The sequence below is a fragment of the Streptomyces musisoli genome (assembly GCF_016741855.1).
Taxonomy (GTDB): Bacteria; Actinomycetota; Actinomycetes; order Streptomycetales; family Streptomycetaceae; genus Streptomyces; species Streptomyces musisoli.
Window position 1 is genome coordinate 629,566 of the sequence record NZ_JAERRH010000001.1, and the last position, 26,220, is coordinate 655,785.

Below are 26,220 nucleotides of genomic sequence, written 5' to 3' on the forward strand. Positions count from 1 at the left end.
GTGGTACACCGGCGGGCAAGGGCCCGGCGGGGGGTTCGGACCGGGTCGGGGTGGTGCACCGGTGGACGGGTGCTCGGCGGGGGTTCGGGCGGGGCGGCCTCGGTCACCCGGTGGGCGGGGGTCAGGCGGGGGTTCGGCCGGTGAGAGCGGACCACTGCTGCGGGTCCTGACGGAAGATGCGGTCCTTGACCTGCGTGGGCCGGATGCCGCTGTCGACCCGGGCCTGCCAGTCGCGCTGGAAGGCGTCCTCGTCCAGCAGGTGCAGCGACGGGGCGTCGAGCAGGGCCCGGGTGCGGGCCGTGCGGTAGCCGGCCGACTCGCGGCCGAGGGCCGTGTCGAGCAGCCCGGTGAAGCGGCCGGCCTCCTCCTGGCTCCACGGGGTGAGCGGGGCGACGGCGAACTCGTAGGCGGCGGTCTGCTGCGCGGACGTGTTCACCCGGCACGTGGCGCCGCGCAGTTCGAGGCCGGTGGCCCGCAGGGCCGTGTCGAGGGAGCGGATCACCTGGGCGTCCCGCAGCCGTTCCCCGGCGTGGTCGGAGCGGGTGGCGCGGCCGGCGTACTCAAGCCGGGGGACGCCGTCGAGGTGGTCGACGACCCGTACGACGTCGCCGACGGCGTAGCGGTACAGCCCGCCGACGTGGCTGAAGACGACGTGGTAGTCGCGGCCCGGCTCCAGTTCGTGCGGGCGCAGGGTGGCGGTGTCGGGGGCCAGGTCCTCGTCCGCGTCGGCGAACTCGTACACCGACGCGTTCACCACGAGGCTGCCGGCGGTGGGGTGCCGGTCGAGGGCCACGCCCACCGGACCCTCGGACGCGGCGACGGGCGCGGGCAGCGCGGTGACGTGGGCGCCGTACTCCTCGCGCAGCCGGGGCAGATAGAGCGAGGCGGCGGCGGTGGTCCAGCAGAACAGGGCGCGCATCCGGGGCCAGACGTGGGCCGGGCGGACGGTGCCGTGCCGGGCGGCGAGCCGTTCCAGTTCGGCCGCGCGGTCGGGGTCCGGGGAGCCGTGGGGCACCCCGCCGAGGGTGCCGTCGCGGATCTCCTTGACGATCCGGGGCCACCACAGGCGCAGCTGGTACGGCAGGGCGGCCACCATGGCGGGGTTGATCCCGATGACGCAGCGCACGTCGTTCTCCACGGCCAGCCGCAGCCGGAGGTACATCTTCTCGGCGTGGTCGCCGGCCGCGACCGGTACCGGCAGTGTCGCCCAGGGCGCGCCGGTGCCGGGCTCCGCCGACAGGGGCTCGCCGAAGACCTGCCCGAAGTCGACCTGGCTGGCGCCGACATGGGGCCGGCCGGAGGCGGTGGTGGGCGGGGCGGAGACGGGGTCGTGCTTGAGGTTGAGGACCGCGCCCGGGTGGGCGAGGACGTCCGGGAAGTGTTCGATCAGGGGCGCCCAGGCCGCGTAGTAGAAGGGGAAGAAGGTGGTGCGCATGAAACGGGGTGTGACCGGGATCTTCTTGTGCGCGCCGGTGCTTCCGCTGCTGGTGAAGAAGACGGCGGGCCGGTCGGCGGTCAGTACCTCGGGCTCGCCGGCGGCGGCGCGTTCGATGTACGGCGCGAGGTCGTCGTACGTCTGGAGCGGGACGGCCCTGCGGTAGTCGTCGAGGGTGCGGATGCGGTCGAAGCCGTGCCGTACGCCGTACTCGGTGCGGGAGTTGAACTCCAGCAGGTCGGCGAGGACGCGGCGCTGCCCGGCCTCGGGGTCGGCGAACGCGGCGCGCAGCCTGCGGCGTTCGGTGAGCACCCGGTCGCGGTAGCGGCGCAGTCGGTGGGGGTCGGTCCAGTCGGGGCCCGCCGGTCCGGGAGCCGTGGAGGGTTCAGCGGAACTCACGGGTGAGCACCTCTCGTATCTCCGCCACGGTCTGCTCCGGGCGGTCGCGTTCGGGGATCACGGTCACGGGCAGGTGCTGGATCTCGCCGTGCAGGATCTTGGCCAGATCGCTCTGGTAGCGGCGGAAGCCGTCCCAGTCCGGTTGCGGGCCGTAGTGCTCCAGGACGTTCAGCTCGGCGCCGAACCCGCAGCGCCGCCAGGCGGTTTCGGGGCGTACGTCGAGGTAGACGATCCGGCGTGGCTGGGGGAAGGTGCGCCACCAGTCGAGCGGCGGCCCGTCCGGTGCGCCGGCGAGCCGGCACTTCGCCAGCAGCTTGTAGTAGTAGGAGTCGACGACCATCGGGGTGTTCGGGTCGCCCTCATCCAGCTGGTCGCGCAGATGGACGACCGCAGTCTGGAGGAGGGACGCGAAGAACTCCGGGGACCAGGTGCCCGGTCGTGCGGCGACGTCCTGGACGGCGTGCCGGCGCAGCCGGCCGATCAGGGCGGCGTGCTCGGGGCCGAGGTGGGCGTCGTCGAGGGAGAGCATCCGCCAGCCGGGCACCGCACGGCCGAGCCGGTCCAGCGCGGAGGACTTGCCCGCGTAGTCGGGGCCGAGCAGGACGCAGAACGGTGCGTGTCCGTGTCCGGAGTCGACGGCCATCGGTCCTCCCCCTGGGGCGGCATCAGGTGATCGGCGGCCGGGTACCGGCAGGGCCGGCCAACCGCCTCGATCATGCAAACAGAAGGGGGGAACGTACGGTCCTCGGTGCCGTCACCGGGCGGTAATGCGAGGTTCACATCAGGGTGTGAGCAGCGCCGGGGCGGCGGGGCCCGTGCGGGGCGCCGGAGAGGGGCGGAAGACGGCGGCCGCCGGCCGTACGGCCGGCGCAGGAGCATGCTGATCCCGCGGTGGCTCGTACGACCGGCGGCCGTGCGGGGCTCATGGCCTCGCTGATGCCGGCGACCGTGCGGGGCTCGGGGCCTCGCTGATGCCGACGGGCGTGCGGGACTTGGGGCCTCGCTGGCGCCAGCGGGCGTGCGGGCTCATGGCCTCGCTGATGCCGGGGGCCGTGCGGGGCTCATGGCCTCGCTGGTGCCGGCGGGCGTGTGGGCTCGGGGCCTCACCCGGTGCCGGCGAACGGGACTTGTTCAGGGCCTCACTTGGTGCCGGCGAGCAGGCGGGCCGTGATGGTCGCCAGGCGCTCGCCCTGGTAGCGGGCGGCGGCCAGGGTCTCCGCGGAGGGAGCGTCGGCGCCCTGGTGGCTGGTGCCGTACGGGTTGCCGCCCGCCGGGTAGACGACCGCGTCGGTGTAGCCCGGCGAGACGATGATCGAGCCCCAGTGGTGGAACGTGTTGTAGAGAGCGAGCGTCGTCGACTCGTTGCCGCCGTGGCGGTTGTAGGCGCTGGTGAAGCCGGTGGCCGGCTTGTCGGCCAGTGCGCCCTGCTGCCACAGGCCGCCGGTGGTGTCGATGAACTGCTTCAGCTGCGCGGCGACGTTGCCGAAGCGGGTGGGCGTGCCCAGGGCGTAGGCGTCGGCCCACGTCAGGTCGTCCAGCGAGGCGACCTCCACGTCCTTGGTGGCCTCGATGTGCTGCCGCCACGCCGGGTTGGCGTCGATGGCGGCGTCCGGGGCCAGCTCGGCGACCCGGCGCAGCCGGACCTCGGCGCCGGCCTTCTCCGCGCCCTCGGCGACCGCCTTGGCGAGCTGGTGGACGTTGCCCGTGGACGAGTAGTAGATGACCGCGACCTTGGCACTCATGGTGAGAGCCCCTTCCCGGGTGAGCGTAGGACAGCAACCACGAAACGGATGGGTATCCAAGAAAGCGGTGCCTACCTCACCATGCACATGCATGTCGCCATGCTGCTGCGCCAGGTGAGACCCGATGCGGACCCGACGGTCCTGGCACACCTCCTCCTCGCACCGTTCATGCCGAGCCTCTTCGAACATCTCACGGCGGGGCGGGGTCTGACACAGGACCAGATCTAGGCAGGAATCGATGGCCTGCTCGCACTGTAGCCAGGCCCGCGGCGCCGCGGAGGGCGCCCTGGAGGCCGCAGCGCCTGGTCGATACCGGCCGGTGGGTGACCGGCTCAGGAGACAGTGATGCCGTCAGGGTCCGCGTCGGTGGCCAGGCGGGCGTGCAGCTCGACGTCGAAGCGCACACCGTCGTACTCCAGCTTCTGCCGTTGCAAGCCCTCCACCGCAAAGCCGGCCGCCCTGGCCACCCCGCAGGAGGCCGGGTTGTCGACCCGGTGACCGAGTTCCGGACGGAACAGTCCGGCATCGTCGAAGGCCCGTCGGGCCAGGGACCGACACGCCCGGGAGGCGACACCGGCGCCCCTGGCGGCTCGGGTGGTCCAGTAGGACACCCATCCGGTCCCGTGGCGTCGATCGATCGCCCCCACGCGGTGGTCGCGCCCCCCGTTGTTCCAGGGCTGACGCCGGCCGGGAAGGGACTGGGCGGTCTCCATCAGTCCTTCTCGGCCGGGACGGTGGTGGCCGCGTCGTCAGGCGACGTTGAGCCGGCGTACCACGTCCGGCCCGACGGCCGCCGCGGGTGCGCACGGCGTACCGGTGCCGCACAGCTCCTGGGCGGCGGCGGTGGCGGTGGTGGCGCCCGCGAGCTGCGGCAGCCGCAGCAGGTCGATGCCGTCGGAGAGCCGGTCGACGGCCGGTCCCGTCCGCGCGTCCATCCGGATCACGGTGGTGAAGTGCCGGTCGACGACGAGACGCGCGCGCCGGCTCAGGGACGCGGACTCCGCCCCCGCGACGACCAGCACGGGCAGCCGGCGTGCCAGGTCGGCCAGCGACTCCAGGAAGTCGCAGGTCGCGTCGTCGGCCTGATGCAGCCCGTCGGTGATCAGGACCAGCGGACGCTCCCTGCTCGCCAGCTCCACGAACTGGCGCCAGCCCTCCAGCCACTCCCCCGTACGGAATCCGTTCTCGGACCGTGCCGGCGGATCGATGAAGGGACCGAGCCGGGCGGCGAGCCGGGCGGCCCGCCCCGGGTCCGCCCCGAAGCGGCGCAGGGTCGCCTCCAGACGGCCGCGGGTGGCGGCGGGCGGGTCCTGCGCCGGTATGCCGCAGTACGCGGCGAGGACCGCCCGGTGCAGGGCGAACCGGCCGCCGTGTCTCGCGGACGCCCCGGACCAGGACAGCACCAGGGCGTCGTACGGGTCCTGTCCGGCGATGCGGCCGAACTCCGCGAGGAGATGGGCTCGGACCTGGTCCGAACCGCCCAGCAGGAACACCTGGTGCTGCCGGTGCCAGCGGGTGCTGTGCTCCAGCAGGCTGTGCAGCAGCTCCAGTTCGCCTTCGTGCCCGGCCTTCGCGCCGGGGACCGTACGGCCGGCCGGGCCGGCGTCCGGGACGGTGTGCCGCAGTTGCCAGCGGGGCGGGTCACCGGGGAGCAGGGTGTACGTGCAGCCGGGTTCCGTCGCCGCCCGGGTCGTCGGGCAGACCTGGATCTCCCCGTCCGGGACGAGCGGCAGCATCGCCTGGCAGGCGTGCAGCAGCGCGCCGCCCGCCGACGGCGACAGGGCGATGTCCTCCTCGGTGCGATGCCGCATCAGAGCCTCGCCGGTCACGATCGCGGCCTTGATCACGACGTCTCCGGGCGCGGCCCCCGCCTGCGCGCAGGCGGCGCGCAGGGCGGTCGCCGCGCACACCGCGCGCTCGGCGTGGTCGACGGTGCCCGGCCGGGCCGGGAACACCCCGAGGGTGTCGGTGCCCATGGCGGCCACGACGGTCCCGCCCCGGCTCTCGATCTCCTGCCGGATGCTGCTGTCCATCCGGTCGAACAAGGCGTCCGTGTCGTCGGGCCGGTCCGCCCCCGCGTGGACGCCGACCCGCAGCAGGAGCGCGCTCACCTCCTGCGGCACCGGGGCCGGGGCCGGGGCGCGCTCGGGGCGCGGCGAAGGCCACCGGTCCGGGTCGGTGGCAGCGGTCCGGTTCCGTTGGTCACCGGTGCCCGCCGCCCGCGGTGCGCGCAGGGCGGTCGCCATCGTCGTCGCGGGTACGACGGCCGCCGGGGCCGGCCCGGACAGGATGACGGGCGAGGCGTGCGGGGCGAGTTCGAGCGCCGGATCGTGCGTGAGGATGGCCTGTTGCAGCAACTGGAGTTCGCGGCCCGGTTCGAGACCGAGTTCCTCCACCAGCGCGACCCGGAGCCGGCTGTAGACGCCGAGCGCGTCGGCCTGCCGGCCGCAGCGGTACATGGCGCGCATCAGCTGGCCGCACGAACGCTCACGGAGCGGCTCGCACTCGACGACCGCCTCTATCTCGGAGAGCACCGAATAGTGCCGGCCGCACTCCAGTTCGGCCTCGAAGTAGTCCTCCAGCACATCCGTGCGCGAGTTCTGAAGTGTGGTCAACTCGGGCCAGTGGACGCCCTCTTCGACCAGGTCGGAGAGGACGGCGCCGCGCCACAGCCACAGGGCCTCCCGCAGCCGGCGGGACGCTTCGTCGAGCCGGCCCGCCGTGAGCAGGGCCCGCCCCTCCTCCACCATCCGCCGGAAGCGGTACAGATCGATGTGCTCGGGGTCGACCTCCAGCGTGTAGCCGGGAGACTGGGTGCGCAGCGCGGCACCGGCGGCCGGATCGTCGGAGGAAAGCTTGCGGCGCAGGCCCCAGACGGCGTTCTGAAGGATCTTGCGGGCCGTGGCCGGGGCCTCACCCACGCTCCACAGCGCCGTCAGCAGCCTGCTGATCGGCACCGCCTGATTGGGTCGCAACAGGAGGAACCCGAGCGTCGCGCGCTGCTTGCCGCCCCCCAGATCGATGACCCGGTCGCCGGAGACGACCTCCAAGGGACCGAGCATCCGGAACCGCATGATTACCCCCCGCATCAGAAGGACGTCTGCCAACAGGCGCGTCAGAAGCGCGAGCCGTGATCCACAATACAAACCGGAGGTTCGGTTTACAAGGCAACCTTCTTCGGTGCCCGAGCAGGCCCCCTTCGCCAACTGCATCCGTCTGACCAGTTATTCCAGGGGCCCGAGGTGCCGTTGCGAGAGCGGGCACTCCACGGCTGAGAGCAGGCCGAGAGCAGCCGTCCCGGCCGAACGAACCCTCATAAACAGACAACCGTCCTGTTAAGGTTCCCCTGTGACCGACCGGTCACCAGCCGGAGTTACCGGCGGATGACAGGTGGGAGGACGCCCGGTTCCCCGGTCTCTGCTTCCATGTGCCCTGCATTCCGGACACCACCGAGTCGTCTCTACGACCCATACCGCGAGATGAGTCCGCCGCATGAGACAAGTGAGGGCCGAGGGGACCCGTAACGCCCTTCTTCTGGCCGCGGCCCAGATATTCGACCGCGATGGCTACGAGGGGACCACCCTGGCGACGATCAGCGACCGCGCCGCGGTGAGCAAAGGTGCGCTCTCGTTCCACTTCAGCAGCAAGTCGGCACTCGCCGACGCCGTTCAGTACCTGTCCTGCGAGCGCTCCCGCTCCGAACTCGAGGCGCTGGACGATCCCGGAGCGCCGGCCCTGCGGGCGCTGGGCGACATGGTGGACCGGCTGGTGCACAGGCTGGCGACCGACCCGCTCACCCGGGCCGGCCTCCGGCTGGCCCGGGAACGCGGACGGGCCCCCGGACGGTCCCCGGACTGCCGGCTCGTGTGGCGCGCCGCGCTGCGGCGGGCAGTTCTGCGCGCCCACGACGACAACAGCCTCAGGCCCGGCGCCGAACCGGAGTCCGTCGCGGACCTCGCCCTGGCCCTCGCACTCCACCAGGAGGCCGTGGGCGCCGACCGCGACCAGGACGCCTGGCTGAGCGGCGTCTGGGAACTGGTGCTCCCCGCGCTCGTCCCGCCCACGGTCCCGGACTCCCGCGCACCGACGGGCTCCTGTCCCTAGGGACCACGGGACACGTCGCCGTCCGGGCCGAGCGAGGACCGCGGGACAGGTTGCCGTCCGCGCCCGGTGGGGGCCTCGAACGGCGTTGCCGCCCGCGCCGGGTAAGGGCCGCGAAAGTCGTTGCCGCCCGCGCCCGGTGAGGGCCGCGAAAGTCGTTGCCGTCCGCGCTCGGTGAGAGCCCCGTGCCGTCGGCGCGGGCGGTGGGTCGTCGTACGCGAGCCCTCACATGCGCGCCGACGTCCGTGTCGAGCGAGGGCCGGTGCCCGTGTCCAGCGAAGGCCGGCGCGGGGCCGGCCCGGATGCCCGCGCGCCCGGACCGCGGGAGCCGGGCGCTTCCCGACGCTTTCGGGCACTTCCGGATGCGGTGATCAGCCCGCCTGTCCGGCCACCAGCTCCGACCCCTCCTGGTCCGCCGCCCGCATCTCGGCGAGCACCCGGGTCCCGCGGTCCGGGCCGAAATCCAGCTGCGCGAAGATCGCGGGCAGCGCGACGCTCGGCAGCGTGTAGGCGAAGATGGACGAGATGCGCCCCTCCAGGTCCGTCCAGTCGGACGTCACCTCCGACACGACCTGGGCGCCGATCCAGGAGCTGACCAGGAACCTGCCCAGATCGCCGGGCACCACGTGCGGGTAGACCTCGCCGTGCCTCTTGGCGGCGTCCACCATGGAGGCGAACCGCTGCGCCCACGCCTCCCACGGACCGCCGTCCGCCAGTTCCTGGAGCCCCGGCTCCATGGCCAGTTTGGCGCCGGCGCGCAGCATGATCTCCTGCGGCAGGCGACAGGCCAGAGCCATGGCCTCGTCGACCAGTTCCTGGAGCTTGTAGGTGCGCGGCGGATAGCCCTGCTCCGTCACCTGCTGGGCGAAGATGCCCTGCACCAACTGCTCCTTGGACGTGAAGTGGAAGTACAGGGCGCCCCTGGTGACCTGAGCCTTCTCAAGGATCTGCGCGATGCTGGCACCGTGGTAACCGTGCTGCGCGAAGACCTCCGCCGCCGCGTCCAGGATCGCTCCGCGGGTCCGGATCGCGCGCAACTGCTGTGCCATGAGTTCGTCCTCTCGTACGCGCCATGCCACCCCCTCAAGCTGACGCGCATACCCGAACCCCGTCGTACGAACGCACGCCGGAGCAAAAGAAACCAGATGTCAGGTACTTTATCAATCTTGCAAGCCGGGTCACCCCGACTGAACGCCGTGCGTCACCAGGCTCCGGCGCCGCCGTCCACCGCCATGGTGGCACCCGTGACGAAGCTGGCCTGGTCGCTGCAGAGCCAGACCGCGACCCGGGCGACCTCCTCCGGGTCGGCCACCCTGCCCTGAGGGTTCCGGCGGCGCATACGGTCCTCGGCCGCGGGGTCCCGGGCGAAGACGCCTTCGGACATCTCCGAGCGGGTCAGGCCGGTGGCGAGCGCGTTCACACGGATGCCGTGCTCCGCGTACTGTGCGGCGGCCGTCTTGGTCAGTCCGAGCACGGCGTGCTTGGCGGCCACGTAGGGAGCCCCCGCCGAGGTGGCGCGCACCCCGGCGATACTGCTGTTGTTGACGATCGCACCGCCCGTGCCGGCCGCGAGCATGGCTCTGATCTCGTGCTTCAAACACAGCCAGACGCCACGGAGGTTCACGTCGAGCACCGTGTCGTAGTCGGCGTCGTCCGTCTCGTGCAGGAGGGCCGGTACGGTCGTCGTGCCGGCGTTGTTGAACGCGGCATCGAGCCTGCCGTACCGGTCGACGGCGAGCCGCACCGCCCGCTCCACGTCCTCGGCGCTGGTGACATCGCCGCCGGCGCAGGCGACTTCGGCCCCCTTGTCCCGCAACTCGGCGGCCAGCTCCTCGAGTCGTGCCACGCGACGGGCCATCAGCACCAGCGTGGCACCCTGCTGTGCGCCCACCCGGGCCGTGGCCGCTCCGATGCCGCTGCTCGCGCCCGTGACCAGCATGATCCTGCCGGCCAGCATCCCCCCGCCGTCGGTCATGCCAGGGCGCTCCCCGCCCGGCCCCACAGCGTGCCGGCCCGCGCCTCGGCGTCGATCGTCCGCACGAGCCGCTCGTCGATCTCGTCGAGGGCGCCGACGAGATGACGGACGCCGGCCTCCGCCATGAGCTGCCGCTGGTGGCCGTGCTCGAAGTCGCTGGGGTGCCCGACGAACGGGACGCCCAGGTCCCGGGCGGCCTCGGCGACCCGGGCGACGTCGTCGATGAACAGCACCTCGTCACGGGCGAGTCCGGCGATGTCGACCGCGATCTCGTGCAGGCCGGGGCGGATGTCGTTGGTGCACACGTACCGGGGCTCGTCGAACAGGTCGGACAAGTGGCCCAGGTACCGCTCGAAGTGGGAGGCGTCCAGTCCGCCGTAGCAGACGGTCCGCAGGCCCAGTGCGCGGAGCCTGTGCAGCAGTTCCACGGCTCCGTCGAGGATGCGGACCGGGTGGTCCGCGAGGTAGCGCTCCCTCTCCTGGAGGTAGAGGGCGATCGTCTCCATCGGGGCGGTCGACAGCCCGCACGTCTCCGCGAGCACCTTGCCCGCGACCGCCTGCGGCTGAGAGAAGATCCTTCGCTCCAGATCGGCGGAGTACGTGCCGCCCCGGCTGGTCACGAAGTGGTGGATGACGGGGCTGAACGTGTCGTTCAGCAGCACTCCGTCAATGTTGAGCGCGGCCATACGGAGCTTGCCGAGCTGCTCGGTCATGGATGTCCTCTCCCCTTTGGACGGTCCCCGGTGCGCGGGACGCGCACGACGGACCGGTGCACCTGATGACCGGTCCAGATCTTCACACGGTCCCCGCCGAATAGTCCATGGATCATGTTCCGACGTCTCGGTTTCCCAGGACGCGGCGTCCACGCGGAGTGTCCGCAAGATCACCTCGGGCGCCCTCCGCAACTGCCCGGCACCTTCTGTCCGGACCACGAGGCGCGACGGGACGGAGGCGGCGGACGGTCCTGCACGATGTCAACGGAATGTATCAACACACCAGCCCGCTTGTTGATTTGATGACGCTCGGCGCACATTCGAGGGAGCCGGGGGTAATCGTTCCGCATGGCACGGTCCGCTGCGCGCACCATGGCCGCGCGCCCACGTCCCCTGCCGGGCACCCCTCGCCCACCGGGTCGGGCAAGGCTGGAAAAAAAACCGGTCAGTCCGTACAGTACTGCCCGTCGCGAACCGCCCACTCGTTCCGCGCTCCACCCGAGTTCGCTCTGCGCTCGGCCTGCATTCCGGCAGCACACCGTTCTCAACTGCCCAGGGGGAGAGGCACATGACTACGTTTGCGCCCATCGACAGCATGGTCACGGACTTCCGGGCGGCACTGCCCACTATGACACCGGTGGGACTGACCACGTTGACGACGACCGTCCCCAAGGAGTACGTGCACCGCGCGGCGGTCACCGAGGTGTTCCTCACCGGATGGCGGCAGACGGACGGGGACACCTGCACCGTCACGGCCCAGTGGCCGCGCGCCCATTCGTTCTACGGCCCCGCCGAGGGCTTCCACGACCCGCTGCTGTTCAGCGAGACGCTGCGGCAGACAGTGCCGCTGCTGTCCCACGCGGTCTACGGCGCACCCATGGACCACAAGCAGATATGGCGCGACCTGCGGGTCTCGCTCGAACCGGCCGCGCTGCGCGCCGGGACCGCACCGGCCGAGGTGGAGCTGCGCATCCGCTGCTCGGACGTCGAGCAGCGGGCCGGCGTCCTGCGCGGGATGCGCATGGATGTGACCGCCACCCGCGACGGGCTCCGCCTCGCCACCGCGTCGACCACGTTCAGTTCCCACGGCAGGGCGCTGTACCGGAGGCTGCGCGGAGCCTACGCGGACGCCGAACAGGCGATGGCCGGCGCCATCGAACTCCCGCTGCCGCTGGGCCCCGAACTCGTCGGCCGGGACCGCCACCACGACGTGGTGCTCTCGCCCCGCGGCGACGACGGCCGTTGGCAGTTGCGGGTGCACACCCTGCACCCGATCATCTTCGACCACCCGAACGACCACGCTCCGGGCATGCTCCTCCTGGAGGCGGCCCGCCAGGCGACCCAGCACCACCTCGGGCCGGCGCCGGTCCTCGCCACGGGCCTGGACGCGGCCTTCCACCGGTACGCCGAGCTGGACGCACCGGCCTGGGTGGCCGCCGAGTCGCTCGACGACAGCCGCGTCCGGGTGACCGTCGAGCAGCACGGCGCCCTCGCCTTCGAGTGCACGGTGACCACGCATCCGGCCGCGGCCTGAGCCCAGGCGCCGGCCAGGACTCGTACGAGCAGCGGCGCTGCGCCTGCTCACAGAGGCGCGTCACAGGCCGTCAGGGACCGTCCGCCCGGCGGAAGAGTGCGCGCGATTCACGCTTGCACAGTTCCGGTATGTGCTGTGCCCCCGTCCGGAAGCCGGCACCGGCCCGCCGCGGAATGCGGCGGACAGGCTCGGTCGGGCGACCGGGCGACGGGGCGACATGGGGTGGTGTGACTCAGGCGGTGTATCCCCCGGCCACGGCGAGGGCGGTGCCGGTGATGTGGCGGCCACCCGGGCCCGCCGGATAGGCCACCGCGGCGGCGACGTCCTCGGCCTCGCCGTACCGGCCCAGGGCGGTGAGGGAGCGCGGCCGCAGGTGTCAGAGGTCGTCCTGGATGCCGAGACCCGTCAGCGCGGCCTCAGGCGTCAGAGGTCGTCCTGGATGCCGAGACCCGTCAGCGCGGCCTCAGGCGTCAGAGGTCGTCCGGGATGCCGAGACCCGTCAGCGCGCCCACCGGATCGAGGTCCGGGGTGCCTCGGGGCCACCAGTCGTCCTGGCCGGGCTCCGACTCGTAGGCGTACCACAGGCCGTCACGGCCCAGCCGGAGCTGGACGTGGCCGCGCGGGTGGGTGAGGCGGTTGCGCCAGGGGCGGAACGCGGGCAGGTCAGCGGCGAGCAGCAGCGGGCGGGCCCGGTCGAACCGGCCGGCCGGCGGGTCCCACGGCTCCTCCAGGACGGCCAGCCCCGCCGAGCCGCCCTGCCGCCATGCCGCGACGGCACGCGCGAGGTCGGCCGGCGTGCGGCCGACCGCGTCGGCGAGCCTGGCGTACAGCGTGCGGGTGGCCGCGGTCAGACCGGAACCGGGGCGGGCCGCGGCCAGCCGGACCGCGTCCTGCCACAGGGTCAGCTCGCCGACCGGATCGCGTCCGGTGCCGAGCAGGGCGTGGGCGCGGGCGGCGGCGTCGGTCGCCAGCTGGTCCAGCGCGAAGGGGTCCGGGCCGCCGGGCGCCGACGGGTAGACGGGGGGCTGCCCGGGGTGGGACGGCACCGGCAACGGCAAGGGCGGCGGCGGGAGTTGGCGGGGCGTCAGGGCGTCGGTGGCGCGTACCCCGGGCAGGGCGTGCGGTTGCCGTTCCCGCGCGGCGCGGGCCGCGTGGGCGGCACTGCGCCGGGACAGCGCGTCGAGCAGGTCCTTCTCGCCCCGGCCGCGCAGCAGGAGCAGCACGAAGGGGTCGGCGTCGAGCAGGCGTGCCGTCTGGTAGCAGAGGGCGGCGGCGTGCTTGCAGGGGTGGCCGGAGTCGGGACAGCTACAGCGCGGGGCGAGGTCGCCGGGGCCGGGCAGCAGGGGGACACCACAGTCGGCGAGGGAGTGCGGCAGCTCCTTGTCGAGCAGCGCCGCGATGTGGCCCGCCCGGTCGGCCGCGGTGTCCAGGAACCGCTCCCAGTCCTCGTCCCGCAGAGTCCGCACCCGTACCTGCACACGGTACGGACGGGGCCGGCTCCCCCGCACGTACGCCAGCACCAGTCCCGGCGTGACGGTGATGGCGTCCACATTCCCCTGGTCCGCGTAACCGCGGCCCCGCGCCAGGCGCTTGGGGTCCAGCGCGCCCCGCTCCAGCGCACCGACCCAGGCATTGCCCCACCAGGTCCCGGCGAACGCCCCGCCCGCCCCGCCGGTTCCCCGGGCTGCGAACGCCGGGAAGGTACGACGGAGTTCACCGTCACGATGCGGACTGGCCATGCTCGACGGCACATGCGGTCCGCCGGAACCGGCACGCGTCGCCCCGCCCACGGAGGGGGTGGCCGCCGAAGCCGAGGAGGCAGTCGCCTGTGCCGAGAGCACGATCGCCTGAGCCGACGGGACGGGGGCTGGAGCGTGGGCGTCGGACGGCGGCACGGTCGGCGAGGGGGCGGCCGGCGGTGTCGAGGAGGTGGTCGCCGGAGCCGAGGGGCCGGTGGCAGAGGCACCGGACAACGGCACCGCCGGCGAAGAGGCGGACACGGATGCCGACGGATCGGGCGCCGAAGCCGCGGCGGCCCGGCCGGTGGGCGCGGGCGATGCCGAGGGCAACGGCGCCGGTGTCGCGGAAGCCGGACCGGTGGATGCCGAAGGCGAAGGCGACGGTGTCGCGGAAGCCGGACCGGAGAGGGGCGAGGACGACGGCTCCACCAAGCGTGACGGACTCCCGGAAGCCGGACCGGTGGATACCGAAGGCGAAGGCGACGGTGTCGCGGAAGCCGGACCGGAGAGGGGCGAGGACGACGGCTCCACCAAGCGTGACGGACTCCCGGAAGCCGGACCGGTGGATGCCGAAGGCGAAGGCGACGGTGTCGCGGAGGCCGGGCCCATTGGTGCCGAGGGTGATGGCTCCACCGAGCACGACGGAGTCGCTGAGGCCGCGTCGGTGGGCGTGGGGGTCGGTGTGGCGTGGGTGGGTTCGTCCGGCTCGTCGGGGGTTTCCGTCCACGTGGGCATGCGGAAGGCGGTCGCCAGGAAGCGGCGCATGTCCTGTGCGGCCTTGACCCGGGCGCCGCGGGTGTCCTGCCCGGGCGCGGACGAGGCGTGCGGTGCGGCGCGACCGGGACTCGCGGACGCCCGCCGCTCGGGCCGGGGCTCCGCCGCCTCCGCACGCAACGCCTCCCGCCGGGCCGCGCGCAGCGCCTCCCGGGCGGCGTCGCCGGGCCGCCGCCCCGCGGCAGACGCGGAACCGGAACCGGCACCAACACCGGCGCCGGAACCGGAACTTGAAGTTGAACCTGAACCTGAACCTGAAGCTGAACCGGCGGCATCGGTACCGTCCGGGCCGCCCTCGCCGCCCGCCGTGGCCGGACCGGCCACCGCCCCTCGACCGGCACCATCACCGGCACCGGCGACCCCCGTCGCGGAACGCGACGCACGCGGGTCGCCCTCCTCCGCGACGGTCGGGGCGCCCTCCGTCGTGGCTCGCGCCGTGCCCTCCCGCACGGCCTCGGCCCGCTCCCGGGCCGCCCGCAGGGCCTCGCGGGCGGCGTCGCCGGGGCGGGGCCGGCCGGTGCCCGTCATGACGTCCTCCGCAGGGAGACAAGGTCGGTCAGCTCGCGGTCGGTCAGCTCGGTGAGTGCCGCCTCGCCCGAACCGAGGATGGCGTCGGCCAGGGCACGCTTGGCGGCGAGCATCTCGGCGATGCGGTCCTCCACCGTCCCCTCGGTGACCAGGCGGTGGACCTGCACGGGCTGGGTCTGGCCGATGCGGTAGGCGCGGTCCGTCGCCTGTTCCTCGACGGCCGGGTTCCACCAGCGGTCGAAGTGGATGACATGGCCCGCGCGGGTGAGGTTCAGGCCCGTGCCGGCGGCCTTCAGGGAAAGGACGAGGACCGGCGTCTCGCCGTTCTGGAACCGGTCGACCATGCGCTCCCGCTCCGGGACCGGGGTGCCGCCGTGCAGCAGGTCGACAGGGACGGCCCGGGCCGACAGGTGGGCGGTGAGCAGGCGGGCCATGCCGACGTACTGGGTGAAGACGAGCGCCGAGCCGTCCTCGGCGAGCAGGGTGTCCAGCAGCTCGTCCAGCAGGGCGAGTTTGCCGGAGCGCGCGGCGAGCCGGTCGGCGCGCGCGTCCTCCTTCAGATAGAGCGCCGGGTGGTCGCAGATCTGCTTCAGCGCGCCGAGCAGTTTCAGGACCAGGCCCCGGCGGGCCATGCCCTCGGCCGTCTCGATCGCCAGCATCGACTCCCGCACCACCGCCTCGTACAGCGCGGCCTGCTCCCGGGTGAGCGGCACCGGGTGGTCGGTCTCGGTCTTGGGCGGCAGCTCGGGCACGATGCCCGGGTCGGACTTCCTGCGGCGCAGCAGGAACGGCCGGACCAGCCGGGACAGGCGCTCCACGGCCTCCGCGTCCTCGCCGTTCTCCACCGCGCGGGCGTGCCGCGCGCGGAAGGACTTCAGCGGGCCGAGGAGGCCGGGGGTGGTCCAGTCGAGCAGGGCCCACAGTTCGGAGAGGTTGTTCTCCACCGGGGTGCCGGTGAGCGCCACGCGTGCGGGGGCCGGGATGGTGCGCAGCGCCTTGGCGGTCGCGGCGTAGGGGTTCTTCACGTGCTGTGCCTCGTCGGCGACGACCATGCCCCACGGCTGCTCGGCGAGGCGGGCCGCGGTGGAGCGCATGGTGCCGTACGTGGTGAGGACGAAGCCGCCGTCGATGCCCTCCAGGGTGCGGCCCTGGCCGTGGAAGCGGCGGACGGGCACGCCCGGGGCGAACCTGGTGATCTCCCGCTGCCAGTTGCCGAGGAGGGAGGCCGGACAGACCACGAGGGTCGGCTCGGTGCGGGCCCGCTTCAGGTGCAGGGCGATGAGGGTGACGGTCTTGCCGAGGCCCATGTCGTCGGCGAGGCAGCCGCCGAGGCCGAGCGAGGTCATCAGGTCGAGCCAGGCCAGACCGCGCAGCTGGTAGTCGCGGAGGGTGGCGTTCAGGCCGGGCGGCGGGTCGGCGGGGCGCAGGCCCGCGGTGAGCCGGTCGCGGAGGGCGGCCAGCGCGCCCGCGGGGACGACCTCGACGCTCTCGCCGTCGACCTCGGCCTCGCCGGTCAGCGCCACGGAGAGCGCGTCGACCGGGTCGAGCAGGCCCAGCTCGCGCTTGCGGGCCTTGCGGACCAGCGCGGGATCGACCAGCACCCAGCGGTCCCGGAGCCGTACGACGGGACGGTGGGCCTCGGCGAGGGCGTCCATCTCGGCCTCGCTCAGCGGATCGCCGCCGAGCGCCAGCTGCCAGCGGAAACGGAGCAGGTCCTCGCTCTCGAAGAAGCCGGTGCCGTCGGTCGCCGAGCCGGGTGCCGGACGGACCACGGCGGTGGCGGACAGGTCGCGGGCGAGGTCCCGGGGCCAGTGCACGGCGACGCCGGCGGCGGCCAGCCGGCTCGCCGCCACGCCGAGCAGCTCGCCCAGCTCCTCCTCGGACAGGGCGAGGACGTCGGGGACGTCCTGCGCGGCGAGGCGGTCCAGCGGCGGCCACACCCGGGCGGCGCGCCGGACGGCGAGGGCCGCGTCCACGCGTGCGCGGGGGCCGAACGCCGTGTCGGCCTCCCCGGCCCACAGGGCCGCCGCGTCGGCCACCAGGGTGGGGTCGGCGAGGCTGTGCACCTGCACGACGGCGGCTCCGGCGGCTCGGACGCCGTCGTCGGCGGCGGCGTCGAAGACGTCGTACGCGGACAGGTCCAGGCGGAGCGAGATCCGCACGCCCGCGTCCATGCCGGCGGCGACCTCGGCCGCCCACTCGTGGGCATCGGGCAGGCTCTGCGGCTCGCGGGCGGCGAAGGGCCGGCCGGAGGTGTGGGGGGCCGCGGGGGTGCGCGGCAGGGTGTCGGCGACCGCGTCCAGGAAGGAGCGGACCAGTGCCTCCGGTTCGGGCAGCCGGAGCACGCCCGGGCCCGGCAGGGGGACGGCGTGGCCCTCGGGGGGCAGGGCCGCGGCGATCGCGCGCAGGTGGGCGATGTCCTCGGGCTCCAGCGGGCCGGCCCGCCAGGCGTCGTGACCGGCCGGGGTCAGGCCCGGCAGCAGCCGGCCCCGGGCGACGAGCCGCAGCGCGTGCAGGGCGGCGGCGCCCCAGCAGGCGGTGGCCGGGTGGGCGGCCGGGTCGCGCCGGGCGCGGACCAGCAGGGGCAGGGCCTCGGCGAGCGGCACGGTCAGCGCGGGCACCTGCCGGCGGCGCACCCCGGCGCCGTGGCGGCGGACGACCGTCAGCTCCTGCGTGCCGTCCCCGGGGGCCGTGGGCAGCGGGCCGCCCTCGGGGTCCCAGAAGGCGAGTCGGCCCTCGCGGGGCAGGGGTGCGGGCAGGTAGACGGACGCGAGGCGCACCGGGACCGGGTGCCCGGTCTCCGTCTCCCGGGAACCCCCCGTGCGCTCGGCCACCCCGGCCGTGCCGCTCATACGTCCTGCCACCTCCCGCCCGTGCGTCGGACCAGATGTCTCCGACTCTACGGGCGGGGTCTGACAACCGGCTCCGAGGCCCGGTCGGGGCCCCTGGTCACGGGACCGTGCGGGAGACCACGAACACGGTCGGGTTCGCCGGGTCGGACAGGTTGACGACCACGTCCTGGGTGGGCGCCGGGTTCTTGTCCTCGTGGGTCAGACCCCACCAGGGGCCGTCGCCGGAGAAGGTCCAGCCGCTGACCTTCCGGTCCCGCTCGCCGACCGCGACGTAGTCCTTCTTCAGCTGTTCCCGGCGCAGGCCCATGCCCTCCAGGAAGCTGTCCAGGCCGGCCGGGTTGGTGCGGAACTGGACGTAGAGGCGGCTGGTCTTCCAGTTGTTCGTCTCGTAGTAGGCGATGTCGTCGGCGGGGAGCGGGACGGGCACCTGGTAGAGGCGGCGCTGCACCTTGGACGGCCAGCCGGCGGTGAGGCCGGTGGCGGAGTACTTCGCCTCCTTGTCCTTGCCGCTGTTGCGGCTCTGGTTCGCGGAGATCACCAGGTAGCCGGCCGGGACGCCGATGAGCAGCACGATGATCAGCAGGGTCAGCGCCCGGCGCCTGGCCTTGTGGCGCGGGTCCTCGGCGTGCTGTCCCCGCTCGTCCGGCGGGCCGCCCTGGTGGGGCAGCGACGGCGTCATGCGCTGTCCCGGTCGCGGCGGGCCTGGGCGTACCGCTCGTAGCGCTCGTAGCGCTCCACCCGGCGCCGCTTGGCCCGGCGGAACCGGCGGGCGACCAGCCGGGCCAGGTCGGCGGCGCCCACCATGCCGGCCTCGGGGCCGAGCTGGGCGCGGGTGATGCGGGCCTCGGGGCGGTAGCCGCGGCCGGTGAGGTGGCGCTTGAAGGCGTCCCGGGCGGGGCCGATGAGCAGGTCGTCGGCGGCGCTGACGCCGCCGCCGATCACGAAGCAGGAGGGGTCGAGGGCGGCCGCGAGGTTGGCGATGCCGACGCCGAGCCACTGGCCGATGTCCTGGAGCAGCTCCACGCACATCGCGTCGCCCTCGCGGGCCAGCTCGGTGATCAGCGGGCCGGTGATGTCGCCGACGTTGCCCTTGACGTGCTCGATGATCCCGTAGGCCACCGGGGAGTCGGCGGCGGCCAGCTCGCGCGCCTCGCGGACCAGGGCGTTGCCGGAGCTGTACTGCTCCCAGCAGCCGCGGTTGCCGCACGGGCAGCGGTGGCCGCCGGGGACGACCTGCATATGGCCGAACTCGCCGGCGACGCCGAACTTGCCGCGCTTGACCTGGCCGTCCTCCAGGATGGCGCCGCCGATGCCGGTGCCGAGGGTGATCATGACGAGGTGGTCCTCGCCGCGCCCGGCGCCGAAACGCCACTCCGCCCAGGCGGCGGTGTTGGCGTCGTTGTCCACGAGGACCGGCACGGAGAGCCGGCCGGCGAGGCGGTCGCGCAGCGGTTCGTTGCGCCAGGACAGGTGCGGGGCGAACAGGACGCGGTTGCGGTCGGCGTCGACCCAGCCGGCCGCGCCGATGCCGACCGCGTGCACGTCGTGCCGGTCGGACAGGTCCAGGACCAGTTCGACGATGGTGTCCTCGACGACCTTGGGGCTCTTGGACTTGTCCGGGGTCTCCGTGCGGAGCCTCTCCAGGATGTTGCCGTCGGCGTCCACGACGCCCGCCATGACCTTGGTGCCGCCGATGTCGATGCCGACCGTGGGCACACGGGGTGCTGTCAGGTGGGATCGGCGTTCCCGTGTCCCGACCGTGCGAAGCACAGGGGCCCGGCGGGAGCCGATGGGGGCGGTGAGGTCGCGGTAGGTGCTCATCGTTGGTCGATTGTGCCTCACCGCCGGTAGGGGTGCTGTACGGGACGGGAGGCGGGGGTGCGCGAGCCGTGCCGGGTGCGGTCGGTCGTGGTCGATCGCGCCCGTGTGGCGGGGGACCGCGCACCGGCGCGGCCCCCCGTCTCCTCAGCCCCGTTGCAGTTCGTGGCGCAGGACGTCCAGGTCGGAGCCGCCGGCCATCTGCCGCGTCAGCTCGTCCAGGGTGATCTCGTCCCGTGTGTGATTGCCCACCATCGTTCCGCGGCGCAGGAGGACGAACCGGTCGCCCACCAGATACGCGTGATGCGGGTTGTGGGTGATCAAGACGACGCCCAGGCCCTCGTCCCGTGCCGCGGCCACATATTTCAGGACCACACCGGACTGTTTCACTCCGAGTGCCGCCGTCGGCTCGTCCAGGATCAGGACCTTCGCGCCGAAGTGGACCGCGCGGGCGATCGCCACGCACTGGCGTTCACCGCCGGAGAGGGTGCCGATGGGCTGGTCGACGTCCCGCAGGTCGATGCCCATGCGGAGCAGCGCCTCCCGGGTGGTGCGGCGCATCAGGCCGGTGTCCAGGCGCTTGAAGGGGCCGACGCCGGTGCGGGGCTCGGAGCCGAGGAAGAAGTTGCGCCAGACCGGCATGAGGGGGACGACGGCCAGGTCCTGGTAGACCGTGGCGATGCCCCGGTCCAGGGCCTCGCGCGGGGAGGCGAGGCGGATCTCCTCGCCCTCGATGCGCAGGGTGCCGGTGTCGTGCCGGTGCAGGCCGGCGATGGTCTTGATCAGCGTCGACTTGCCCGCGCCGTTGTCGCCGAGGACGCAGGTGATCTCGCCCGCGTGGACCTGGAGGGAGACTCCCTCCAGGGCGCGGACGCCGCCGTAGTGCTTGCCGACCCCGGACAGCTCCACCAGGGCCGGGCGCGTCTCGGTCTCGGTCATTTCGTGGCCTCCGCGCGCTTGCGGACCCAGGCGTTGAGCAGGGTCGCGAGGAGCAGCATCGCTCCGAGGAAGAACTTGAACCAGTCGGGGTTCCACTCGGCGAAGACGATGCCCTTGCTGGTCATGCCGAAGAGCAGGGCGCCGACGGCCGAGCCGACCGCGCTGCCGTAGCCGCCGGTGATCAGGCAGCCGCCGATGACGGCCGCGATGATGTAGATCAGCTCGTTGCCGACGCCCTCGCCGGACTGGACGGCGTCGAAGGAGAAGAGCAGGTGCTGGCCGGAGACCCAGGCGCCGAACGCGACGCCCATGTAGAGGCCGATCTTGGTCCTGGCGACCGGGACGCCGACCGCGCGGGCCGCGTCCTCGTTGCCGCCGACGGCGAAGATCCAGTTGCCGGTGCGGGTGCGCAGCAGGATCCAGGAGGCGAGGGCGACGAGGCCCAGCCACCACAGGATGGTGACCTTGAAGTCGACGCCGCCGAGGGTGATCGTCGAGGCGAAGACGGCGCGGGCGCTCGAGAAGCCCTCCATGTCGCCGATGGTCTTGGTGGAGACCGTGCCGTCGATCAGCTTGGTGAGGCCGAGGTTCATGCCGGTCAGCATCAGGAAGGTGCCGAGCGTCACGATGAAGCTGGGCAGCTTGGTGCGGGTGAGCACGAAGCCGTTGAAGGCGCCGATGGCGAGGGTGGCCGGCAGCGAGACGCCGACGCCGACCCAGGTGTTCGCCGTCATCTGGTAGCTGAACATCGACGAGATCAGCGCGGAGGACGTCACGAGGACGCCGGCCGACAGGTCGAACTCGCCGCCGATCATCAGCAGGGCGACCGGTACGGCCATGATGCCGATGGTCGAGGAGGCGTACAGGACCGTGCTGAGGCTGGAGGCGCGCAGGAAGCCGTCGGCGGCGAAGGCGAAGAAGGCGAGGACGGCCAGGGCGCCGACGACCGAGCCCAGTTCCGGGCGGGCGAGCAGGGTCCGCAGGACCGAGGCCGGCGCAATCCTCTCGTCGGCCGTCTTGCCGTCGGTGCGGTCCACGGTCGCGGTCATCGGGTGCCCCGGTCGGTGTACTCCGCCAGCGCGGACGCCTGGTCCTTGGTGATGATCTGCGGGCCGGTCAGGACCGGCTTGCCGCCGCCGAGGACGTCGGCGTTGTACTTGTACAGCCACAGCAGGTCGACGGCCTGGTAGCCCTGGAGATACGGCTGCTGGTCCACGGCGAAGCCGAGGGTGCCGTCCTTCAGCGCGGCCGCGACCTTGGCGTTGAGGTCGAAGGTGTCGATCTCGGCCTTGCTGCCCGCGTCCGTCCTGGCCTTCACGGCGGTGTCGGCGTAGGGCGCACCGAGGGTGACGACGGAGTCGATCGAGGTGTCGGCCTGGAGCTTGGCCTCGATCGCGGACTGCACGTCGGGCATGTTGGTGCCGTTGACGTAGAGCTTGCGCAGTGTGCCGCGGAAGGTCTCGGCGACGCCGTCGCAGCGCTGCTCGTGGCCGACGTTGCCCTGCTCGTGCAGCACGCACAGGGCCTTCTTCCGGCCGCGCCGGTTCAGCTCGTCGCCGACGGCCTCGCCGGCGATGGTCTCGTCCTGGCCGATGTGGGTGAGGGCACCGAAGGCCCTGGACTCCTCGGAGCCGGAGTTCACCGTGATCACCGGGATGCCGGCCTTCTCGGCGCGGGCCACGGCGGCCTTCATGGCGTCCGGCTTGGCGAGGGTGACGATGATGCCGTCGACCTTCTTGTCCACGGCGGCGTCCACCAGCTGGGCCTGCTGCTGGGCCTCGTCGTCGTGCGAGTACAGGAAGTTGATGTTGTCCTTGATCGCCGCCTGCTTGGCGCCGCTCTGGACGATGTCCCAGAAGGTGTCGCCGTCCCCCGAGTGAGTGATCATCGCGAAGGTCCAGCGCGGGGTGTTCACCGCCGCTCTCCCCTGGGCCGCGGCGGCCTTGCGGGCGTCCTCCGCCCGCTTGCCTCCGGTGCTGCTGCACGCCGCGAGGGACACGGAGAGTGTCCCCGCCAGCGCTATGCCTACCCAGGTCCGAAACCGTGCCACGAGGCCGTGCCCTTCTTGCTGTGCTCTTGCTGCTCCGACGTGCGTGAGGGGCGGGCGACCTCACCGTCGGTGCCTGCCGGCGGTGACCTCACCAGCCCCAAACGCTCCAGTATCGAACACAGGGAACGCGCATGACACGACCGGGGGACCACGCCCGGTCGCATTGTCCGGACATTGCGACGAAAGACGTCCGGACGGTGCGAGGAGCGCCGGGGCTCCCTCAGGGCCGGACGAGCAGCTGGAACTCGAAGGAGTAGCGGCTGGGGCGGTAGGTGTGGTCGCCGAACTCGACCGCGCGGCCGGTGTCGTCGAAGGTGGTGCGCTGCATGGTGAGCAGCGGGGCCCCCTCGGCCTCGGTGAGCCGCTCGGCCTCGGCGGCCGTGGCGCCTCGGGCGCCGATGGACTGGCGGGCGCTGTGCAGGGTGATCCCGGCGGACCGCATCAGCCGGTACAGACCGGTGGCCTCCAGCTGGTCGGTGTCCAGGTCCAGCAGGCCCAGGGGCAGGTGGTTGATCAGATAGGCCATCGGCTCGCCGTGCGCGAGACGGAGCCGCTCGATGCGGTGGACGTCACCGCCCTCGGTGACACCGAGCGCGGCGGCGACCGTGGCGGAGGCCGGAACGACCGTGTTGACCAGCACCTTGGTCGCGGGGCGCTGGCCGGCCGCCTCCAGGTCGTCGTAGAGGCTGCTCAGCTCCAGCGGACGCTTGACCTGGCTGTGCACGACCTGTGTGCCCACGCCCCGGCGCCGGACGAGCAGCCCCTTGTCGACGAGGGACTGGATGGCCTGACGGACGGTCGGCCGGGACAGGCCGAGCCGCGCGGCCAGCTCGATCTCGTTGCCCAGCAGGCTGCCCGGGGTGAGGGTGCCGTGTTCGATGGCTGCCTCCAGCTGCTGGGAGAGCTGGAAGTACAACGGCACCGGGGAGCTACGGTCCACACGGAGGTCGAGCGACACGGTCGGGTCCACATCTGGTTTCGGCACGGGCCGAGCGTAGCCCCGTGCATGGTTGACGGGAAGTCGTGTAGTTCGGTTGTCCGGACATACGCATTGACAGCGTACGGGGTCCGCCCTCACTTTGTTTCCATGCGCATCGGGGTCATCGGTACGGGCCGCATCGGCACCCTTCACGCGAGGACGCTCAGCCGCCACCGCGAGGTCGGCTCCCTGATCCTGACCGACGCGGACCCGGCGCGGGCGCAGGCGCTGGCGCACCGGCTGGGCGAGACGGTCGCGCCGGGCGTGGACGAGATCTTCAAGTGGGGCGTGGACGCCGTGGTGATCACCACGGCCACGGCGGCCCACGCCGAACTCATCGGCCGGGCGGCCCGCTCGGGCCTGCCGGTCTTCTGCGAGAAACCCATCGCGCTGGACCTGCCGGGCACGCTTCAGGCGCTCGCCGACGTGGAGACCGCCGGGACCGTCCTTCAGATGGGCTTCCAGCGGCGGTTCGACGCGGGCTACGCCGGCGCCCGGGAGGCCGTGGCCACGGGCCGGCTCGGCAGGCTGCACACCGTACGGGCCATGACCTGCGACCAGTCCCCGCCCCCGGCCGAGTGGCTGCCGCTGTCCGGCGGGCTGTTCCGGGACACGCTGATCCACGACTTCGACGTGCTGCGCTGGGTGACGGGCCGGGAGGTGACCGACGTGTACGCCACCGGGTCGGACGCCGGTCCCGCGATGTTCCGCGAGGCCGGTGACGTGGACACGGGCGCGGCCCTGCTCACGCTGGACGACGGCACGCTGGCCACGGCGACGGCGACCCGGCTGAACGGCGCCGGCTACGACGTCCGCATGGAACTGGCCGGGGAGCGCGACACGGTGGTGGTGGGCCTGGACGACCGCACGCCCCTGGCATCCACCGAACCGACCGGGCCGCCACCGGCGGACAAGCCGTGGGCGGGGTTCCTGGAGCGGTTCGGGCCCGCCTACGAGGCCGAGCTGAACGCCTTCGTGGAGGTGGTCCGCGGCGAACGCGCCAACCCGTGCGACGGCCACGAGGCGTTGCAGGCGCTGCGGATCGCCGAGGCCTGCGAGATCTCCCGCCAAAACCGGCGCCCGGTGGCCCTCACCGAGATCCCGGACCGGCCCCGGCCGTCGCACGACTGAGCATCGCCCACGGACCCGGCGCCCGGCTGAGCGTCGCCCACGGACCCGGCGCCCGGCTGAGCGTCGCCCACGGACCCGGCGCCCGGCTGAGCGTCGCCCACGGACCCGGCACCCCGGCCACCACCCGGGCACGGGCCACCGGATCACCGATCACCGAGCCACCCGGCCACCGGACCACCCGGCCACCGGACCACCCGATCACCGAGCCACCCGGCCACCGGGCCACCGGGCCACCGGGCCACCGGGCCACCGGGCCACCGGGCCACCGGCGCCTGTTACCACCGCACCGGCAGGCTCCGCACGCCTCTCATCAGCATGCCCGGCAGCCACTCCCCCGGCTCGCCGTCCAGGGCGAGGCCGGGGGCGCGCTCCAGGAGGGTGCCGATCGCGGTCCTGCCCTCCAGGCGGGCCAGGGGTGCGCCCAGGCAGTAGTGGATGCCGTGGCCGAAGGCGAGGTGACCGCGGGTGTCACGGCGGATGTCGAAGCGGTCCGGGTCGGCGTAGCGGGCGCCGTCGCGCTGGGCGGCGGTGAGGCCGATCAGCACGTCGTCGCCCTGCGCGATGCCGACGCCCGCGATCTCCAGGGGCTCGGCGGCGTACCGGAACGTAGCGTTCTCCACGGGGCCCTCCCAGCGCAGCGTCTCCTCCACCGCTCCGTCGAGGAGGGTCATGTCGGCGCGCAGGGCCGCCAGTTGGGCGGGATGGGTGAGCAGGGCGAGCACGCCGTTGCCGATGAGGTTGACCGTGGTCTCGTGGCCCGCGACGAGCAGGAGGAAGGCCATGCCCCGCAGTTCCCGCACGGAGAGCCGGTCGCCGTCCTCGGAGGTGGTGCGGATCAGATCGCTGAGCAGGTCGTCCGTGGGTCCGGCGCAGCGCTTGTCCTCGATCAGCTCGTCGAGGTACTCGGCGAGGCGGACGATCGCGGCGTGCTCGGCATCGGCACCGGTGGGCGCGACCACCTCCGTGGAGATCATCCGGAACTCCGCGCGGTCCATCTCGGGCACGCCGAGCAGCTCGCAGATGACCGTGATCGGCAGGGGGTAGGCGAGGGAGTCGATGAGGTCGGCGCGGCCGTGCGGCAGCATCTCGTCGAGCAGGCCGTCGGTGATCTGCCGGATCCGCGGGCGCAGTTGCTCGACCCGGCGCGCGGTGAAGGCCCGCGTGACGAGGCCGCGCAGACGTGTGTGCTGCGGCGGGTCGGCGACCAGCAGATATTTGCCGATCAGTTGCTCGTCCAGCGGTACGGTGCCGAGCTTGGCGATGTCCTTGGCCAGCCGCTGGTCGGCGAGGGCGGCCCGGGCCTCCTCGTATCCCACGACGAGCCAGGTCTCCCAGTCCCCGCCCGGCATGGCGAGCCGGACCCGGTGCACGGGCCCCTGTTCGCGCAGGCGTGCGTACACCGGGTGCGGATCCCGGCGCAGTACGTCGGCCGATCCCGTCAGGTCGATCACTCGTTCCATGTCCTCCCCTAGGGCCTGCCCGAGGCCACGGCCGTCGGCCGTCATTGGGAC

The 26,220-nt window shown here is 73.1% G+C and carries 20 protein-coding genes and 1 pseudogene; 4 read left to right on the forward strand and 17 right to left on the reverse strand.

What is annotated here, in order from left to right:
- Window positions 1–121: 121 nt before the first annotated feature.
- From JK361_RS02590 to wrbA, 3 genes are all read right to left on the reverse strand, one after another.
- Window positions 122–1,834: a GH3 auxin-responsive promoter family protein gene (locus tag JK361_RS02590; protein WP_201813943.1), complete on the reverse strand. Its 1,713-nt coding sequence runs from the start codon at window positions 1,832–1,834 to the stop codon at window positions 122–124.
- Entirely contained in the window at window positions 1,821–2,477 is a 657-nt protein-coding gene (locus tag JK361_RS02595) for a hypothetical protein (protein ID WP_201813944.1), read from the reverse strand. Before JK361_RS02595 ends, JK361_RS02590 begins: the two co-directional genes overlap by 14 nt.
- A 496-nt stretch (window positions 2,478–2,973) precedes the next feature.
- Window positions 2,974–3,576, reverse strand: a complete 603-nt coding sequence (gene wrbA / locus JK361_RS02600) for an NAD(P)H:quinone oxidoreductase (protein ID WP_201813945.1) — start codon at window positions 3,574–3,576, stop codon at window positions 2,974–2,976.
- A 48-nt stretch (window positions 3,577–3,624) separates the two neighbouring features.
- Between wrbA and JK361_RS02605 the strand changes: the two genes are divergently transcribed.
- Window positions 3,625–3,804 (forward strand): hypothetical protein, encoded by a 180-nt coding sequence (locus tag JK361_RS02605; protein ID WP_201813946.1) that lies wholly within the window; start codon window positions 3,625–3,627, stop codon window positions 3,802–3,804.
- Window positions 3,805–3,908: 104 nt separating this feature from the next.
- On the opposite strand, the pseudogene JK361_RS02610 reads toward JK361_RS02605, so the two are convergent.
- Window positions 3,909–4,223 (reverse strand): annotated as a pseudogene (locus tag JK361_RS02610) (GNAT family N-acetyltransferase); the annotation flags it as partial.
- Between the two features lie 102 nt (window positions 4,224–4,325).
- Window positions 4,326–6,638 (reverse strand): AfsR/SARP family transcriptional regulator, encoded by a 2,313-nt coding sequence (locus tag JK361_RS02615; protein WP_201813947.1) that lies wholly within the window; start codon window positions 6,636–6,638, stop codon window positions 4,326–4,328.
- A 430-nt stretch (window positions 6,639–7,068) separates the two neighbouring features.
- Between JK361_RS02615 and JK361_RS02620 the strand changes: the two genes are divergently transcribed.
- Window positions 7,069–7,680, forward strand: coding sequence for a TetR family transcriptional regulator (locus JK361_RS02620; RefSeq protein WP_201813948.1), 612 nt, complete (start codon window positions 7,069–7,071; stop codon window positions 7,678–7,680).
- 368 nt (window positions 7,681–8,048) lie between these two features.
- Here the strand turns inward: JK361_RS02620 and JK361_RS02625 are convergent, their stop codons facing one another.
- The 3 genes from JK361_RS02625 to JK361_RS02635 form a co-directional block, all read right to left on the reverse strand.
- Window positions 8,049–8,726 carry a ScbR family autoregulator-binding transcription factor gene (locus JK361_RS02625; RefSeq protein ID WP_201813949.1) on the reverse strand — a complete coding sequence of 226 codons (678 nt, stop codon included), beginning with the start codon at window positions 8,724–8,726 and terminating at the stop codon, window positions 8,049–8,051.
- 152 nt (window positions 8,727–8,878) lie between these two features.
- On the reverse strand, window positions 8,879–9,652 hold the full coding sequence (locus JK361_RS02630) for an SDR family NAD(P)-dependent oxidoreductase (RefSeq protein ID WP_201813950.1): 774 nt from the start codon (window positions 9,650–9,652) through the stop codon (window positions 8,879–8,881).
- Complete coding sequence (locus tag JK361_RS02635) at window positions 9,649–10,365, reverse strand: HAD family hydrolase (protein ID WP_201813951.1); 717 nt, start codon at window positions 10,363–10,365, stop codon at window positions 9,649–9,651. Before JK361_RS02635 ends, JK361_RS02630 begins: the two co-directional genes overlap by 4 nt.
- 568 nt (window positions 10,366–10,933) lie before the next feature.
- Here JK361_RS02635 and JK361_RS02640 point away from each other — a divergent pair.
- Window positions 10,934–11,899 (forward strand): ScbA/BarX family gamma-butyrolactone biosynthesis protein, encoded by a 966-nt coding sequence (locus JK361_RS02640; RefSeq protein ID WP_236052323.1) that lies wholly within the window; start codon window positions 10,934–10,936, stop codon window positions 11,897–11,899.
- A gap of 470 nt (window positions 11,900–12,369) precedes the next feature.
- Here JK361_RS02640 and JK361_RS40970 read toward each other — a convergent pair whose 3' ends face one another.
- The 8 genes from JK361_RS40970 to JK361_RS02685 form a co-directional block, all read right to left on the reverse strand.
- Complete coding sequence (locus JK361_RS40970) at window positions 12,370–14,403, reverse strand: SWIM zinc finger family protein (protein ID WP_443732156.1); 2,034 nt, start codon at window positions 14,401–14,403, stop codon at window positions 12,370–12,372.
- Between the two features lie 533 nt (window positions 14,404–14,936).
- A complete protein-coding gene (locus JK361_RS02655; protein ID WP_201813954.1) occupies window positions 14,937–17,792 on the reverse strand; it encodes an SCO1167/SCO6262 family helicase in 2,856 nt (951 codons plus the stop codon).
- A gap of 97 nt (window positions 17,793–17,889) precedes the next feature.
- On the reverse strand, window positions 17,890–18,471 hold the full coding sequence (locus tag JK361_RS02660; RefSeq protein ID WP_201813955.1) for a sugar kinase: 582 nt from the start codon (window positions 18,469–18,471) through the stop codon (window positions 17,890–17,892).
- A complete protein-coding gene (locus tag JK361_RS02665; RefSeq protein WP_201813956.1) occupies window positions 18,468–19,613 on the reverse strand; it encodes an ROK family glucokinase in 1,146 nt (381 codons plus the stop codon). The genes JK361_RS02660 and JK361_RS02665 overlap by 4 nt, the downstream gene beginning before the upstream one ends.
- A 144-nt stretch (window positions 19,614–19,757) precedes the next feature.
- Window positions 19,758–20,549 carry an ATP-binding cassette domain-containing protein gene (locus tag JK361_RS02670; protein WP_201813957.1) on the reverse strand — a complete coding sequence of 264 codons (792 nt, stop codon included), beginning with the start codon at window positions 20,547–20,549 and terminating at the stop codon, window positions 19,758–19,760.
- Window positions 20,546–21,598, reverse strand: coding sequence for an ABC transporter permease (locus tag JK361_RS02675; RefSeq protein WP_201813958.1), 1,053 nt, complete (start codon window positions 21,596–21,598; stop codon window positions 20,546–20,548). The genes JK361_RS02670 and JK361_RS02675 overlap by 4 nt, the downstream gene beginning before the upstream one ends.
- Window positions 21,595–22,599 (reverse strand): sugar ABC transporter substrate-binding protein, encoded by a 1,005-nt coding sequence (locus JK361_RS02680; RefSeq protein ID WP_201813959.1) that lies wholly within the window; start codon window positions 22,597–22,599, stop codon window positions 21,595–21,597. Before JK361_RS02680 ends, JK361_RS02675 begins: the two co-directional genes overlap by 4 nt.
- A gap of 220 nt (window positions 22,600–22,819) precedes the next feature.
- On the reverse strand, window positions 22,820–23,557 hold the full coding sequence (locus JK361_RS02685) for a GntR family transcriptional regulator (protein WP_201814241.1): 738 nt from the start codon (window positions 23,555–23,557) through the stop codon (window positions 22,820–22,822).
- Between the two features lie 129 nt (window positions 23,558–23,686).
- Here JK361_RS02685 and JK361_RS02690 point away from each other — a divergent pair, with 129 nt between their 5' ends.
- Entirely contained in the window at window positions 23,687–24,709 is a 1,023-nt protein-coding gene (locus JK361_RS02690; protein WP_201813960.1) for a Gfo/Idh/MocA family protein, read from the forward strand.
- Between the two features lie 275 nt (window positions 24,710–24,984).
- On the opposite strand, the gene JK361_RS02695 is transcribed toward JK361_RS02690, so the two are convergent.
- Complete coding sequence (locus tag JK361_RS02695) at window positions 24,985–26,169, reverse strand: cytochrome P450 family protein (RefSeq protein ID WP_201813961.1); 1,185 nt, start codon at window positions 26,167–26,169, stop codon at window positions 24,985–24,987.
- Window positions 26,170–26,220 lie beyond the last annotated feature (51 nt).

Bases quoted from the DNA above. Each gene is read 5' to 3' on its own strand.
- JK361_RS02670 (WP_201813957.1), bottom strand. From the start codon at position 20,549: ATGACCGAGACCGAGACGCGCCCGGCCCTGGTGGAGCTGTCCGGGGTC.
- JK361_RS02630 (WP_201813950.1), bottom strand. From the start codon at position 9,652: ATGACCGACGGCGGGGGGATGCTGGCCGGCAGGATCATGCTGGTCACG.
- JK361_RS02690 (WP_201813960.1), top strand. From the start codon at position 23,687: ATGCGCATCGGGGTCATCGGTACGGGCCGCATCGGCACCCTTCACGCG.
- JK361_RS40970 (WP_443732156.1), bottom strand. From the start codon at position 14,403: ATGCGCCGCTTCCTGGCGACCGCCTTCCGCATGCCCACGTGGACGGAA.
- JK361_RS02665 (WP_201813956.1), bottom strand. From the start codon at position 19,613: ATGAGCACCTACCGCGACCTCACCGCCCCCATCGGCTCCCGCCGGGCC.
- wrbA (WP_201813945.1), bottom strand. From the start codon at position 3,576: ATGAGTGCCAAGGTCGCGGTCATCTACTACTCGTCCACGGGCAACGTC.
- JK361_RS02620 (WP_201813948.1), top strand. From the start codon at position 7,069: ATGAGACAAGTGAGGGCCGAGGGGACCCGTAACGCCCTTCTTCTGGCC.
- JK361_RS02640 (WP_236052323.1), top strand. From the start codon at position 10,934: ATGACTACGTTTGCGCCCATCGACAGCATGGTCACGGACTTCCGGGCG.
- JK361_RS02605 (WP_201813946.1), top strand. From the start codon at position 3,625: ATGGGTATCCAAGAAAGCGGTGCCTACCTCACCATGCACATGCATGTC.
- JK361_RS02625 (WP_201813949.1), bottom strand. From the start codon at position 8,726: ATGGCACAGCAGTTGCGCGCGATCCGGACCCGCGGAGCGATCCTGGAC.
- JK361_RS02655 (WP_201813954.1), bottom strand. From the start codon at position 17,792: ATGAGCGGCACGGCCGGGGTGGCCGAGCGCACGGGGGGTTCCCGGGAG.
- JK361_RS02695 (WP_201813961.1), bottom strand. From the start codon at position 26,169: ATGGAACGAGTGATCGACCTGACGGGATCGGCCGACGTACTGCGCCGG.
- JK361_RS02635 (WP_201813951.1), bottom strand. From the start codon at position 10,365: ATGACCGAGCAGCTCGGCAAGCTCCGTATGGCCGCGCTCAACATTGAC.
- JK361_RS02660 (WP_201813955.1), bottom strand. From the start codon at position 18,471: ATGACGCCGTCGCTGCCCCACCAGGGCGGCCCGCCGGACGAGCGGGGA.
- JK361_RS02675 (WP_201813958.1), bottom strand. From the start codon at position 21,598: ATGACCGCGACCGTGGACCGCACCGACGGCAAGACGGCCGACGAGAGG.
- JK361_RS02595 (WP_201813944.1), bottom strand. From the start codon at position 2,477: ATGGCCGTCGACTCCGGACACGGACACGCACCGTTCTGCGTCCTGCTC.
- JK361_RS02615 (WP_201813947.1), bottom strand. From the start codon at position 6,638: ATGCTCGGTCCCTTGGAGGTCGTCTCCGGCGACCGGGTCATCGATCTG.